Origin of the sequence: Rhodococcoides kyotonense (genome assembly GCF_900188125.1) — a bacterium.
Classification (GTDB): Bacteria; Actinomycetota; Actinomycetes; order Mycobacteriales; family Mycobacteriaceae; genus Rhodococcoides; species Rhodococcoides kyotonense.
On sequence record NZ_FZOW01000014.1, the window covers coordinates 104,900 to 119,247 of the forward strand.

At 63.9% G+C, this 14,348-nt stretch carries 14 protein-coding genes; 5 read left to right on the top strand and 9 right to left on the bottom strand.

What is annotated here, in order from left to right; genetic code table 11:
- Nucleotides 1-4: 4 nt before the first annotated feature.
- Nucleotides 5-220 (bottom strand): biotin/lipoyl-binding carrier protein, encoded by a 216-nt coding sequence (locus tag CHB96_RS21610; RefSeq protein WP_089250095.1) that lies wholly within the window; start codon nt 218-220, stop codon nt 5-7.
- Between the two features lie 93 nt (nt 221-313).
- On the opposite strand from CHB96_RS21610, the gene CHB96_RS30405 reads away from it, so the two are divergent.
- Complete coding sequence (locus CHB96_RS30405) at nt 314-388, top strand: 50S ribosomal protein bL37 (protein WP_099052202.1); 75 nt, start codon at nt 314-316, stop codon at nt 386-388.
- A 70-nt stretch (nt 389-458) separates the two neighbouring features.
- Here the strand turns inward: CHB96_RS30405 and rsrA are convergent, their stop codons facing one another.
- Complete coding sequence (gene rsrA / locus CHB96_RS21615; RefSeq protein WP_089250097.1) at nt 459-746, bottom strand: mycothiol system anti-sigma-R factor; 288 nt, start codon at nt 744-746, stop codon at nt 459-461.
- Nucleotides 743-1,402, bottom strand: a complete 660-nt coding sequence (locus tag CHB96_RS21620; RefSeq protein WP_089250243.1) for a sigma-70 family RNA polymerase sigma factor — start codon at nt 1,400-1,402, stop codon at nt 743-745. Before CHB96_RS21620 ends, rsrA begins: the two co-directional genes overlap by 4 nt.
- 181 nt (nt 1,403-1,583) lie before the next feature.
- Between CHB96_RS21620 and ybaK the strand changes: the two genes are divergently transcribed.
- The 3 genes from ybaK (at nt 1,584) to rsgA (ending at nt 4,390) form a co-directional block, all read left to right on the top strand.
- Nucleotides 1,584-2,078: a Cys-tRNA(Pro) deacylase gene (gene ybaK, locus CHB96_RS21625; protein ID WP_089250099.1), complete on the top strand. Its 495-nt coding sequence runs from the start codon at nt 1,584-1,586 to the stop codon at nt 2,076-2,078.
- A 6-nt stretch (nt 2,079-2,084) separates the two neighbouring features.
- Nucleotides 2,085-3,404: a 3-phosphoshikimate 1-carboxyvinyltransferase gene (gene aroA, locus CHB96_RS21630; protein WP_089250101.1), complete on the top strand. Its 1,320-nt coding sequence runs from the start codon at nt 2,085-2,087 to the stop codon at nt 3,402-3,404.
- 101 nt (nt 3,405-3,505) lie between these two features.
- Entirely contained in the window at nt 3,506-4,390 is an 885-nt protein-coding gene (rsgA, locus tag CHB96_RS21635; protein WP_089250245.1) for a ribosome small subunit-dependent GTPase A, read from the top strand.
- Between the two features lie 51 nt (nt 4,391-4,441).
- Here rsgA and CHB96_RS21640 read toward each other — a convergent pair whose 3' ends face one another.
- From CHB96_RS21640 to CHB96_RS21660, 5 genes are all read right to left on the bottom strand, one after another.
- Entirely contained in the window at nt 4,442-5,695 is a 1,254-nt protein-coding gene (locus CHB96_RS21640; RefSeq protein WP_089250103.1) for a fatty acid desaturase family protein, read from the bottom strand.
- Between the two features lie 113 nt (nt 5,696-5,808).
- Nucleotides 5,809-7,104: a fatty acid desaturase family protein gene (locus CHB96_RS21645; RefSeq protein WP_089250105.1), complete on the bottom strand. Its 1,296-nt coding sequence runs from the start codon at nt 7,102-7,104 to the stop codon at nt 5,809-5,811.
- Nucleotides 7,105-7,224: 120 nt separating this feature from the next.
- On the bottom strand, nt 7,225-8,340 hold the full coding sequence (locus CHB96_RS21650; protein WP_089250107.1) for a ferredoxin reductase: 1,116 nt from the start codon (nt 8,338-8,340) through the stop codon (nt 7,225-7,227).
- Nucleotides 8,341-8,446: 106 nt separating this feature from the next.
- Nucleotides 8,447-8,971 (bottom strand): DUF6912 family protein, encoded by a 525-nt coding sequence (locus CHB96_RS21655; protein ID WP_089250246.1) that lies wholly within the window; start codon nt 8,969-8,971, stop codon nt 8,447-8,449.
- Nucleotides 8,972-8,982: 11 nt separating this feature from the next.
- On the bottom strand, nt 8,983-10,455 hold the full coding sequence (locus tag CHB96_RS21660) for a WS/DGAT/MGAT family O-acyltransferase (RefSeq protein ID WP_089250109.1): 1,473 nt from the start codon (nt 10,453-10,455) through the stop codon (nt 8,983-8,985).
- A gap of 200 nt (nt 10,456-10,655) precedes the next feature.
- Between CHB96_RS21660 and CHB96_RS29460 the strand changes: the two genes are divergently transcribed.
- Nucleotides 10,656-11,222 carry an Rv3235 family protein gene (locus tag CHB96_RS29460; protein WP_141136527.1) on the top strand — a complete coding sequence of 189 codons (567 nt, stop codon included), beginning with the start codon at nt 10,656-10,658 and terminating at the stop codon, nt 11,220-11,222.
- A gap of 41 nt (nt 11,223-11,263) precedes the next feature.
- Here the strand turns inward: CHB96_RS29460 and secA are convergent, their stop codons facing one another.
- A complete protein-coding gene (secA, locus tag CHB96_RS21670; protein ID WP_089250113.1) occupies nt 11,264-14,206 on the bottom strand; it encodes a preprotein translocase subunit SecA in 2,943 nt (980 codons plus the stop codon).
- Between the last annotated feature and the right edge of the window lie 142 nt (nt 14,207-14,348).

Below are 14,348 nucleotides of genomic sequence, written 5' to 3' on the forward strand. Positions count from 1 at the left end.
CTGGTCAGGCGACGACGGCGATGAGATCGCCCTGCTGGATCACGTCACCGACCTCGACGCCGACGGTCGTCACCATACCTGCGGTCTCGGCGAGTACCGGGATCTCCATCTTCATCGATTCGAGAACGACGAGCGTATCGCCGACGGCGACCGTGTCGCCCTCTGCCACGACGATCTGAAAGACAGTCGACACCATTTCCGCCCGCACGTCCTCGGCCATGACTCTCCCTCTCGTCCCACGCTCCACGAGACCCGTGGAAGCGCACTCGGTCTCACGTGAAAGACTGTAGTGAACCTACGAGAGGAGCTACACATGGGTAAGCGTGGACGCAAGAAGCGCAGTCGCAAGAACAACAAGGCAAACCACGGCAAGCGTCCCAACAGCTGACGCAGTGCCCTGATACACGAGAAGGCCGGGAAGCTCGATGCTTCCCGGCCTTCTCCGTGTTCGGCTGGTTCTAGTCGATCTCGGACTGCTTGATCAGAACGGTCCGTCGAATTTCGATGCTCAATCGCTCTCGGAGCCCGGCAGGCGCCTGCTCTCCCCCGCACTTGCGCCCGATGAGGCTCTTGACCTTCTCCTCGATTCCATATGCAGCGAGGCACGAACCACACTCGTCCAGGTGGCGCTTCAGTCGGTGTTTGGTTCCCTCGTCGCACTCGTTGTCCAACATCAGCCATACATCGGCGATCACCGCCGAGCAGTCCAGCTTCTCGAACTCGCTGTTCTCCGCATCCGATGTCACCGCGAAACCTCCTGCTCGTGCGCGTCGACCGCGCCGCCCCGATTGAATCCACGCTCGCGGGCCACACCGGCGAGCAGACCCCTGAGTTGCTTGCGGCCACGATGCAGCCGCGACATCACCGTTCCGATGGGCGTGCCCATGATCTCGGCGATCTCCTTGTACGGGAATCCCTCGACGTCGGCGTAGTAGACCGCCATGCGGAATTCTTCCGGCAACGACTGCAGTGCAGTCTTGATGTCGTCGTCGGGCAAGGCGTCCAACGCCTCGACTTCCGCCGACCGCAGGCCGGTCGACGTGTGCTCGGCCGTAGCGGCGAGCTGCCAGTCGGTGATCTCGTCGGTCGGGTACTGCGCGGGTTGCCGCTGCTTCTTCCGGTACGAGTTGATGTAGGTGTTGGTCAGAATTCGGTACAACCAGGCCTTGAGATTCGTGCCTTCACGGAACGACCGGAAGGCGGAATAGGCCTTGATGTAGGTCTCCTGGACCAGGTCTTCCGCGTCTGCAGGGTTTCGCGTCATGCGCAGTGCGGCACCGTACAGCTGGTCCAGCATCGGGAGCGCGTCACGTTCGAAACGTTCCGTCAGTTCGGTCTCCGATTCAGCCGCCGCCTGAGCTGTGCGCTCGACTTCCTCCACGCTGATCCCTTCGGTAGCCATGTTCGACCAGGTTACCGCGGGCTCTGTCAGGTCCTTCACGTAGATCGCACTGCCACCGGCAGCGCGGACGGGTCGCTCGGTCGTGGTTGCAGCCACAGCGTGTCCCTTCCTGCTCGTTAGATACTCGAACCAGAAGAACACCGAGACTGCTCGACGTGTTCCCACCGATACAGTGACGCGCATGGCCGCCGCATCGACACCAGCTATAGCGGTACTCGCTCGAGCGAAGGTCGACCACGAGGTTCACACCTACGACCACGATCCGCGCTCGGAATCGTTCGGGACGGAAGCCGCCGACATCCTGTGCGAACGCCTCGGTGTCGAGCGCGCGCAGATCTTCAAGACGCTCGTGATCCGCAAGCACGACGGAAAACTCGCCGTCGCCGTCCTCCCGGTCACCAAGACGCTGTCGCTCAAGTCCGCTGCCGCGGCACTCGACACCCGCAAGGTCGCGATGGCCGAACGCGGCGAAGCCGAACGTTCGTCCGGCTACGTCTTCGGAGGCATTTCCCCTCTCGGCCAGAAGCGAGCACTGCCTACCGTCGTCGACGATTCCGCGCTCGGCTGGGATCGTGTGCTGTGCAGCGGCGGACGGCGCGGGCTGGAGATCGAACTCGATCCCCGTGAACTCGTTCGACTCACCCACGCAGTCACCGCGCCCATCGTGACGACGTGAACGTCGATGCGCAAAGATGGGCAGGTGAGCAATTGGACAGCGCCGACCGCAACCACCCCAGTCCACGCAACCGTCACGTTGCCCGGATCGAAGTCCATCACCAATCGCGCGCTGGTCGTCTCCGCGCTCGCCGAGGGAACGTCGACGGTGACCGGAACCCTCCGAAGTCGTGACACCGACCTCATGATCGCCGCGTTGCGCGATCTCGGAGTCGTCATCGACATCGATCCGGCCGACCCGACGTCGTTGACCGTCGTTCCAGCTCCCCTGCGCGGCGCGACCATCGATTGCGGCCTGGCAGGAACGGTCATGCGTTTCGTCCCGCCCCTCGCTGCCCTGGCTCGGGGCGCAGTGGCATTCGACGGTGACGAGCAGGCCCGTTCCAGGCCGCTGGACACTATCCTCGGGGCCCTTCGGTCGCTCGGCGCGCAGGTGGACGGAGATGCTCTTCCGTTCACCGTGACGGGCTCTGGAAGCGTTGCAGGCGGGTCCGTCGAGATCGACGCGTCGGGCTCGTCTCAGTTCGTCTCCGGTCTCATGCTGTCGGCAGCCGCGTTCGACGACGGGGTCACCATCCACCACGTCGGCAAGCCCGTCCCGTCGATGCCGCACATCGACATGACCGTCGAGATGCTGCGAGCCGCAGGCGTTCGCGTCGACACCCCTGCCGACAGCGGCGACGCCGATACGTGGCGCGTGCATCCAGGGCCCATCCGGTCCGTCGACTGGGTCGTCGAGCCCGATCTGTCCAACGCCACGCCGTTCCTCGCGGCCGCCGCGGTGACTTCCGGCGAAGTGCGAGTGCCGCATTGGCCGTCGACGACGACGCAGCCCGGCGATGCCATCCGCGGCATTCTCGAGTCGATGGGCGCCGCCGTGAGGCTCGACGACGGGACTCTCGTCGTCCGGGGCCCGGAGAAGTTGCGCGGCATCGATGTCGATCTGCACGACGTCGGTGAGTTGACGCCTACCGTCGCGGCACTCGCCGCAGTTGCCGAAGGCCCGTCGTGGTTGCGAGGGATCGCGCACCTCCGTGGGCACGAAACCGACCGTCTCGCGGCGCTGACCACCGAGATCACGCGACTCGGCGGCACCGCGATCGAGATCGAGGACGGCCTGGAGATCCGACCCGTGCCCCTGCACGGCGGTGTGTGGCACGCGTACGCGGATCACCGAATGGCCACGGCGGGAGCCATTCTCGGACTCGTCGTCGACGGGGTCGAGGTGGACGACATCGACACGACGTCCAAGACGTTGCCGGGCTTCGCTGCGTTGTGGAACCAGATGCTGGCCGGCTCGCCTGCGCACGAAGGGTCGTCGTCCTGAGTCCCCGTCGGTACGACGAATCGGATGTGCGGATTCGTCCGGGCAAGAGCACACGCCCCAGGACGAAGACGCGCCCCGACCATGCAGACGCGGAATCGGCCATGGTGGTCTCGGTGGACCGAGGTCGCTGGGGATGCGTCCTCGGCGGGGATCCTGCCAAACCGGTGGTGACGATGCGGGCGCGCGAACTCGGCCGCACACCCATCGTCGTCGGCGACGACGTCGACATCGTCGGGGATCTGTCCGGCAAAGTGGACACTCTGGCCCGCATAGTTCGAGTCTCCGAACGCCGAACGGTGTTGCGGCGCACCGCAGACGACACCGATCCGTACGAACGTGTTGTCGTCGCGAACGCCGAACAACTACTCATAGTCGCGGCGCTTGCCGACCCTCCCCCACGAACCGGGTTCGTCGAGCGTGCCTTGGTCGCGGCCTATGTCGGCGGTCTGACGCCGATCCTGTGCCTCACCAAGAGCGACCTCGCCGATCCCGCGGAGTTCGTGGCAGCGTTCGCAGACCTCGACGTGCCCGTGGTGCTCGCGGGGCAGACGGAGGACCTCGGTGAGGTGACCGGAATTCTCACCGGCACCGTGACTGCGCTGATCGGCCACTCCGGGGTCGGCAAATCGACTCTCGTCAACAGACTCGTGCCCGACGCCCACCGCGCCACCGGCGTCGTCTCGGGCGTCGGCAAAGGACGTCACACGTCGACGCAGTCCGTCGCTCTGCCGTTGCCGGGTGGTGGCTGGGTCGTCGACACCCCCGGTATTCGATCGTTCGGCCTCGCGCACATTTCGCCCGAGGATGTGGTGGCCGCGTTCTCCGACCTCGCGCAGACCATCGAGGACTGCCCCCGCGGGTGTACGCACCTCGGTCCGCCCGCAGATCCCGAATGCGCCCTCGACACCCTCACCGGCGATGCGGCTCGACGCGTCCACGCGGTCCGGCTCCTGCTGGAAGCGGTACGTACGAACGAGGCCTGGTAGGCGCTACGTGAGTGAAAATGTATAGCGGGCTATACATTTTCACTCACGAGGTCATTTGGTGAATTTCGCGACGAGGCCGCGAATTCCCTTGTTTTTCTTCGATTCCTGGATCGCGGTACGCAGTCCGCGACGCTTGCCCGTCTCGGGATCGATGGTCAGCAGACCACCGGCGGCGCCGGCGAACTTCTTCTCCGACGCGGTTTCCGGGGCATCGTCCGCGGTCGCCTTCAGGTACTTGTTCGGCAGCGACAGCTTCGCGATGGTGCGCCACGACAGCAGGTACTGCTTGCCGATCGAGCCCGTCGTGTAGGGCAGGTCGTACTTCTCGGCGAGCTCGAGAACGCGAACCTTGATCTCCCGCAACCGATTACTGGGCAGGTCCGGGAACAGATGATGCTCGATCTGGTAGCAGAGGTTGCCGCTCATGAACTCCATGACAGGACCGGCGTCGAAGTTCGCACTGCCGAGCATCTGACGCAGGTACCACTGACCCTGTGTCTCGTTGTCCATGTCCGCCTTGGTGAACTTCTCGGCACCGTCGGGGAAGTGACCGCAGAAGATGACCGTGTTGGTCCACACGTTGCGAATCATGTTGGCGACGATGTTCGCGGTCAGCGTGCTCTTCCACGCCGGACCGGTGAGCGCCGGGTAGACGACGTAGTCCTTCGCGATCTGCTTGCCGATCTTCTCGAGCACCTCGCGACGCTTCTGCTCGAACTCCTCGCGTGGCACGCGTCCCTTGGCGACCTTGCCGAGCTCGAGGTGCTGCGCGGCGACGCCGTACTCGAAGAACAGCTGCAGCAGCAGGTTGTACACCGGGTTACCCAGGTTGAAGGGCTTCCATCGCTGGTCGCGGGTGACACGAAGCAGGCCGTAGCCGACGTCGTCGTCCATGCCGAGGACGTTGGTGTACTTGTGGTGGATGTAGTTGTGGGTCTGCTTCCAGTGCGCGGACGGTCCAGTGTTGTCCCATTCCCACGACGTGGAGTGGATCTCCGGATCGTTCATCCAGTCCCACTGCCCGTGCATCACATTGTGCCCGAGCTCCATGTTCTCGATGATCTTCGCGGCACCGAGCATGCCGGTCCCCAACAACCACGCCGGGCGCTTACGGCTGGCGAAAAGCACAGCGCGACCGCCTATTTCGAGCGTGCGCTGGAGTCTGATGGTGTTACGGATGTATCGCGCATCTCGCTCGCCGCGCGACGCTTCGATGTCGCGTCGGATCGCGTCGAGCTCGACGCCGAGCGCTTCGACGTCGGCATCGGTCAGATGGGCGTATTCCTTGATGTCCGATATCGCCACGGGTTACGGCCCTCCTGGCAGTCGTCGGTCGTGCAGTATGCACGTTGATTCAACTACCGTACCGTAACTTACGGCTCCGTAGGTTACGTGCCCGTAGGTGTGAGTGAACTCACCTAGCGGTTGCGCCGCGCCTGCCGCAGGGCCTTGGCCTGCCGCTTGGCTTCCTTCTTCGCATGCCGCAACGACACGCGCGCCTCCGCGATCGCAGACCTCAGTCCCCGTCGCTTGCCCGTCAACGGATCGATCCGCAACGCGTGGACAACGGGGGTATCACCCGTCCTGAACCGGCGCTCCGAACTGGTCTCCGGTGCATCGTCCGACGTCGCACGCAACCACGAGTCCGGCAACGACAGCTTGTGGATGGTCCGCAGCGCGAGCAGGTACTGCTTGCCCAGCGATCCCGTCGTGTACGGGAGGTCGTACTTCTCGCACAACGCGTGGACTCGCTCGGCGATCTCGGAGTACCGGTTGCTCGGTAGATCCGGGAACATGTGGTGCTCGATCTGGTAGCACAGATTGCCGCTCATGAACGCCATGACCTTGCCGGCCTCGAAGTTGGCGCTACCGAGCATCTGACGCAGATACCACTCGGCTCGCGTCTCCTTCTCGAACTGGCCCATGGTGAACTTCTCGGCGCCGTCGGGAAAGTGACCGCAGAAGATCACCGCGTATGCCCAGAGGTTACGGACCAGGTTCGCAGTGGCATTGGCAGTCAACGTGCTCTTCCACGCCGGACCCGTCAGCGCCGGAAACAGAACGAAATCCTTACCGACCTGACGGACGATCTTGGACGCGAACGCGCGATTGGACGGCGACTGCCAGAAGGACAGACCGTCCTCCCCGTCCATCTCCTTCTGCGCGGAATGGTCGTGGATTGCGATGCCCCACTCGAACGTCGTCGCGAGAACGACGTTGGCCAGCGGCTGAAGAAGATTGATCGGCTTCCACGGTTCGTCGCGGGTCATGCGAAGAATGCCGAAGCCGATATCCTCGTCCATGCCGACGATGTTGGTGTAAGTGTGGTGCGAGTAGTTGTGCGCGCGCTTCCACTGTTCCGACGGACCGGTCTGGTCCCATTCCCACGACACGGAGTGAATCTCCGGATCGTTCATCCAGTCCCACTGCCCGTGCATCACATTGTGGCCGAGTTCCATGTTCTCGATGATCTTGGCGACGCTCAACATGGCGGTACCAGCCAGCCACGCAGGCCGATATTTGCTGCCCAGCAACACGATTCGGCCGCCGAGCTCGAGACAGCGTTGCAGTTTGATGGTCCGCCGAATGTACGACGCGTCGCGCTCGCCCCTGCTGTCCTCGATATCGCGGCGTACCGCGTCGAGTTCGCGACCGAAAGCTTCGAGATCTTCCTCGGTCAGATGAGCGAACTCCTTGATGTCCGTGATGGCCATCGTGGTCCTCCGAAAGTCATGGGCGGTGCCCGAAACTACATATTCGCGACAAGCGCCACCTGCAAGCCTAACCGAGATTGCTGAGAAGTCCGTGTGGGTGCTCACACATTCCGTGCGTACCTACAACTCCAGGGTGCAATCGCCCGCCGCTGCCGAGATGCAGGTCTGAATACGATCGCCTTCGCCGTGCTCCTTGCCGGACCGCAGGTCGATGACGTGGCCTTCCGTCAACGGAACCACGCACGTCTGACAGATTCCCATCCGGCAACCGAACGGCATCTGAACACCGAGCTTCTCCCCGGCTTCGAGCAGGCTCGTCGCTCCGTCGACCTCGGTGGACCGATCGGACTTGGAGAACGTGACCTTCCCACCCTTGCCGGAGGTATCGGCGCGCGCGATCTCGAATCGTTCGAGATGCAGCTTGTCCTCGATGCCTTCGCGCTTCCACACGCGCTCGATCTCCTCGAGCAACGCCGACGGGCCACAAGCCCACGTCTGCCGTGTCCGCCAGTCGGGGTACAGCTCGTCGAGCGAAGCAAGTGCGAACTTTCCGCCCGATCGCGTCAACTGAACGTGCGAGGTGAACTGCGGGTGCCCCTCGGCAATGGACGAGAGCTCGTCCGCGAACATGACCTCGTCCTCGGTCGGCGCGGAATGGATGTGCACCGTGTTCGGCATGTCACCGTGTCGGTCCATCGACCGCAGCATCGACATGATCGGGGTGATCCCGCTACCGGCGGTGAGGAACAGAATCTTTTCGGGCGGTGGCGTGGGGAGCGCGAAGTTACCCTTCGGCGCCGCCAGCCGAACGATGGTTCCCTGCGGAACGCCACCGACGAGGTGGCTGGACAGGAATCCCTCGGGCATCGCCTTGACCGTGATGGAGATCAGTTTCTCGTCCCAGTTGGGCGGAGACGTGAGCGAGTACGAACGCCAGTGCCAGCGACCCTCGAGGTGGAGGCCGATGCCGATGTACTGGCCCGGTCGATAGTCGAAGTTGAATCCCCATCCGGGCTGGATGACGAGCGTCACGGCAGTCGCGGTCTCCTGCTTCACCTCGACGACGCGACCACGCAGCTCGCGCGCCGACCACAGCGGATTCGCCAGGTGGAGATAGTCGTCGGGGAGCAGTGGCGTCGTGATCCTGGTGAATGCACCGCGCAACATGTTCAGCTTCGGTCTCTTGGGTGCAGACACATCGGCAGCAGGAGCTTCCAGCCACTTCTTGATGTTCATTCGGGGGTTCATCTCCTCGATCGCGACGACGCGGCAGCGCGCACACGTCGCGCTGCCGTCGTCCAGGTTACGCTACCGTAGGTTACCGTGAGGTAGACCGCCGATGTCACAACAATTCGAGCAGGAACGGCAACTCCTGCGTGGCGTACCACGCCAGACTATGGTCTTCCGCGTCGCCGAGCACGAATTCCGCGTCCGGATCTCCCATGTCCGCCGCGTCGATCACCCCGACGGCTTTCTCGACAGCGGATTCGGCGCCTTCCAGATCGAGGTGCACCGATGCGACCTGATCGAGGCGCAGCGGTTCCTTCAACCGAACGACCGCATCGTCCAGATCGGGACGGAGCGTCGGGTCGTCGACGTCCGCGGCGATGACAGCCCGTCGATGCACGGTGCCTCCGTCGATCGCACCGCTGTCTTCCTCGTCGTCGCGGGCCGCAGCGATCAAACGCAACGACGCGCGTGCCGCTTCGTTCATCGCGACCTCGGCGAGTTCCTCGTCGTCACCCGACGAGTACGCCTCGCGCAACGTCGGAGTCACGGCGAACGCCGTTCGGCTGACGGGATGGAACTCCTCATCGGCAACCAGTGTCCTCAACATCGAGATCGTCGCCGGCACATACACTCTCACGCGTTCATTCCTCATACTCTCGATTCGTTGCTTGCATCGATCAGTTCTTCGAGAGACTCCAGGAGCAGCGCCGTGACGACATCCACGTCGGGCATGGCTCCACGGTCCGCGTTCAGTCCGAAGAAGACGTTGCCGTCGTAGGACGTCAATCCGATGCTCAGCGCCTGGTTCTCGAACAACGGGGACACCGGGAACATCTCCAGCATTCGCGCGCCGCCGACGTACAGCGGGAACTGCGGTCCGGGCGCGTTGGTGATGATCAGGTTGAAGAGTCGCTGCGACAACCGGCTACCCGCTCGTGCGCCCATCGCATGCAGGCTCGCCGGGGCGAACCCCGAGATCCGCATCAACGTGTGCGCAGTGACGCCGGGTGACTGCTTCTCGTGCGCCTCGGTGGCATGTGCGATGTGCGAGAGGCGAACCACTGCATTCGGTTCTCCCACTGGAAGATCCACGAGGAACGACGACACCTCGCTTCGCTGCGACTCCGGACCGTGCACCTCGTCCGGCGAGTCGGGCTCGCCGACCGGCCTGTCGGTGGACCCGTCGTATCCGGCCCTGACATCGGAGACGTACACCGACATCGGGACCATCGCACGCACCGTCGACGACGCGGTCACCGGTTCCCCCCTGGACAGCAGCCAATTGCGCAGCGCGCCGGTCACGACGGCGAGGACGACGTCGTTGATGCTGCAGCCGAACCGCGTGTGAATCTTGCGGTAGTCCGACAACTCTGTCTTCGCGACTGCAAATCGGCGGTTTCGCGAGATCGGAGCATTGAGCGGGCTCGACGGCGCGACCTGCGCAGCCGTGCGCACAGCGGACAGCACCTTTCCGGTCGCCTGCACCGCACCGCTTGCCACCTCGGCGACTCCGCGCGCGACACCCCTGATCATCTCGACGCCCTCGCTCGGGCGAACGATCATCTCTGTGATCGCGTCGAGCACAAGCGCCGATTCCTTCGGCTCGCTCGCCGGCATCCACAGCTCCTCGGCCATGGCAGGCGGGTTCTTGCTCGCGTCCAGAATCACCTGTCCGATCTCGAGCGCCTTCTCGCCGTCGACGAGAGCCGAGTGCGACTTGGTGAAGATCGCGAATCGGTTCTTGGACAACCCTTCGACCAGATACATCTCCCACAGCGGACGTGTTCGGTCCAACGGCCGTGACGTCAGCCGTGCAACGAGGTCGTGAAGCTGATCCTCGGATCCAGGCTTCGGCAGTGCCGAGCGACGGATGTGATAGGTGATGTCGAAGTCCGGATCGTCGACCCACACGGGCCGCGCGAAGCCGAAGGCCACTTCCCGAACCTTCTGGCGATATCGAGGGACCAGGATCAGACGCTGCTCGACGAGTGAGAGCAAGTTCTCGTAGCTGAACCCGGATCGCGGTGTACGAAACACCGCCAACGATCCGAGATGCATCGGGGTACTGCTCGCTTCGAGAAAATAGAACGATGCGTCCTGCGTGGTCAGCCTTGTCGCCATCGCGTACCCCGGTCCCCGTTCCTGCTCGCACCGTCACGTGCACCCGAGTCGGGCACACGATCCGTTTCCTCGAACTTAGATGAAGGAGAACGCTACAGCCATTCCTGCGCGAGACGACGCAGGCCGCGATGGAACCGAGTGTGTATCGGCTTCGTCATAAGTCATCGAGGAGCGGATGCACACGAGAGAAGGACCGGCACATGGAGTCGACACCCGCGGCGCGCACGCACAGGTACCTGTCCCGGGCACTGCCGTATGAGCCTCCCGGCACCGAGTGCCACTGCACGACGCCCTCGGTCCCCTGTCGAATCGACTTGCGCGCCAATGCCGTTCACAGCGCGACGACGTCCGGCCGCAGTCGCCCGTTTCCGCGGAGCCTCGGGACACATCGAGCGCCGACGCCGGCGGTAGTGGGTCCCTACGCGGAACCCGAGATCCCGGAGTACGTGCGCCGCAGTGTCGATCAGGCCATGCGACTTCTGCTCGAGGTACTCGATCGTCGCCGGACGGCCGACCAACTACGCGGACTGTTCACCCCGACCGTCATCGAATCGATAAGAACGGTCGTCAAGACCGGACCACCCGGGCAACGACTCGGTGTCGCATCGCTTCGTGGTGTCCACCTGAGTCGCGCCACGAACTCCGCGACCGAGATCTTCGCGACCTACGTGCGTGGCCCTCGTGTCTTCGCGATCGCGGCCCGGATCGAATCTCGGTCCAGGCCGCGTCGCGAGAAGTGGACGGTGACGTCACTCAGAGTGCTGTAGAATCCGCCAGCACGCGACAACCCGGGCGCTGTGAAAACCCGTCAGCGCTTCTTCTTGGACCGCGCAGGCTTGGAGGTCTTCGCCTGTGCCCGAGCCGCCTCACGGCGTTCGCGGCGGGTGCCCTGTGCTGCGTTGTCTCCATCGGCAGCGCCACCGTCGGCCTTGTCCCCGGCCGGCTTGTCCCCGTTCGATGTCCCGCGTCGAACCTCGGTGCCGCCGCCCTCGTCGGGGCCCGAGTAGGTGAGTCCCCCGGTCGGACGCTCGTCGAGGCCTTTCGCGCGCAACGCCGACGGTGCAGAAGCCCCGACGGGCGCAGCAGGTCGCTCCTCGGTCGGCAGCGGCTTGGCCGCGGGCGCCTTCCGAGTGGAGACAGCCGCCTGCTGTTGCTGCCCGCCCGCACCGACCGGCGATGCGAGGCCAGGAGCGACGGCGAGTCCGGCGCCTGCTGCCGGGCCCGCCGGAGCAGGCGTTGCTTCCACGGACAGGTTGAACAGGAAGCCGACCGACTCCTCCTTCAATCCGTCGAGCATGCCCTGGAACATGTCGTATCCCTCGCGCTGGTACTCGACGAGCGGATCACGCTGCGCCATCGCACGCAGACCGATGCCCTCCTTGAGGTAGTCCATCTCGTAGAGGTGTTCGCGCCATTTGCGGTCGAGCACGGACAGCAACACGCGGCGCTCGAGCTCGCGCATACCGTTCTCGCCTGCGATCTCCTCGATCTCGGCTTCACGCTTGCTGTATGCGGCACGCGCGTCGGCGAGCAGTGCCTCCGACAATTCTTCGCGGCTGAGGTCGCCCTTCTCGCCGAGTTCGTTCTCCTGCGTGAGTTCCTTGTGATCGACTCCGACCGGGTAGAGCGTCTTCAGCGCGGTCCAGAGCTGTTCGAGATCCCAGTCCTCGACGTAGCCTTCGCCGGTCGCGCCGTCGACGTAGGCAGTGATCACGTCGGTGATCATGCCTTCGACCTGGCCCTCCATGTCAGCACCTTCGAGAATGCGGCGACGCTCCTCGTAGATGACCGTGCGCTGCTGGTTCATGACCTCGTCGTACTTGAGGACGTTCTTTCGGATCTCGAAGTTCTGCTGCTCGACCTGCGTCTGCGCGCTCTTGATGGCCTTCGAGACCATCTTGGCTTCGATCGGGACGTCGTCGGGCAGATTCAGTCGGGTCATGATCGACTCGAGTGCGCCGCCGTTGAAACGGCGCATCAACTCATCGCCCAGCGACAGGTAGAAGCGCGACTCACCGGGGTCACCCTGGCGGCCGGAACGACCACGAAGCTGATTGTCGATTCGGCGCGAATCGTGACGTTCGGTGCCGAGAACGTACAGCCCGCCTGCTTCTCGGACCGTCTCGGCGTCGTCCTTGACCTGCTCCTTGACGGACTCGAGAGTCGAGTCCCATTCCGTCTGGTACTCGTCCGGGCTTTCCACCGGGTCGAGACCCTTCTTGCGAAGTTGCAGGTCGAGAATGATGTCGGGGTTTCCACCGAGCACGACGTCAGTTCCACGTCCGGCCATGTTGGTCGCCACGGTGACGGCTCCGAGACGGCCTGCCTCGGCGACGATCGTCGCTTCCTGCTCGTGGAACTTGGCGTTCAGAACGCTGTGGACGACGCCTCGCTTGGTGAACTGCTTGGAGAGATACTCCGAGCGCTCGACGCTGGTGGTGCCGATCAGTACCGGCTGGCCCTTCTCGTGACGCGTGACGACGTCGGCGACCACTGCGTCGAACTTGGCCTCTTCGGTCTTGTAGATGAGGTCACCGTTGTCGACGCGAACCATGGGCCGGTTGGTCGGGATCGGAATGACTCCCAGTCCGTAGGTCTGATGCAGCTCGGCGGCCTCGGTCTGGGCTGTACCGGTCATACCGGACAGCTTCTCGTAGAGCCGGAAGTAGTTCTGCAGCGTGATCGTGGCGAGAGTCTGGTTCTCTGCCTTGATCTCGACCTTCTCCTTGGCCTCGATGGCCTGGTGCATACCTTCGTTGTACCGGCGACCGACGAGGATACGACCGGTGAACTCGTCGACGATGATGACCTCACCGTCGCGGACGATGTAGTCCTTGTCCTTGGTGTACAGCTCTTTCGCCTTGATGGCGTTGTTCAGGTAGCTGACGAGCGGCGAGTTGGCCGCCTCGTACAGGTTGTCGATACCGAGCTGGTCCTCGACGAGCTCCACGCCCGCCTCGTGTACGCCGACCGTGCGCTTCTTGATGTCCACCTCGTAGTGGACGTCCTGCTTCAGCAACGGTGCGATCCGCGCGAACTCTCCGTACCACTTCGACGACGCGTCGGCGGGGCCCGAGATGATCAGCGGGGTGCGCGCCTCGTCGATGAGGATCGAATCGACCTCGTCGACGACGGCGAAGTTGTGGCCGCGCTGCACCAGGTCGTCGAGCGAGTGAGTCATGTTGTCGCGGAGGTAGTCGAAACCGAACTCGTTGTTGGTTCCGTAGGTGATGTCCGCCGCGTAGGCCGTGCGGCGCTCGGCCGGAGTCATTCCCGACAGGATCACGTCGGTCTCGAGACCGAGGAACCGGTGGACGCGTCCCATCCACTCGGAGTCACGCTTGGCGAGGTAGTCGTTGACCGTGACGACGTGGACGCCGTCTCCGGACAGTGCGTTGAGGTACGCGGGGAGCACACAGGTCAGGGTCTTGCCCTCACCGGTCTTCATTTCGGCGACGTTGCCGAAGTGCAGTGCAGCACCACCCATCACCTGGACGTCGAAATGGCGCTGGGACAACACACGCCACGACGCCTCGCGGGCGACGGCGAAGGCTTCGGGCAGCAGCTCGTCCAGAGTCTCGCCGCCGGCGTAGCGCTCCTTGAACTCCGTGGTCTTGGCGCGCAACTCGTCGTCGGACAAGCCCTCGACGTCCGGGGACAGGGTGGACACGTGGTCAGCGATGTTCTTGAGTCGCTTGACCATGCGACCTTCACCAACACGGAGCAGCTTGGAAAACGACAGCGAAGGCACGGGCTTTCTCGTCCTCGATCCTCGGTTACGGATATCGGCTAATCAGGGCGTCACAACTGCCGGGAGCACGACGCGCTCACGCCCGAGGCGCGAGTCGTCGGTGACCCGACGCGTCCATGGTAGGCGTTGCCGCGGTGGACGT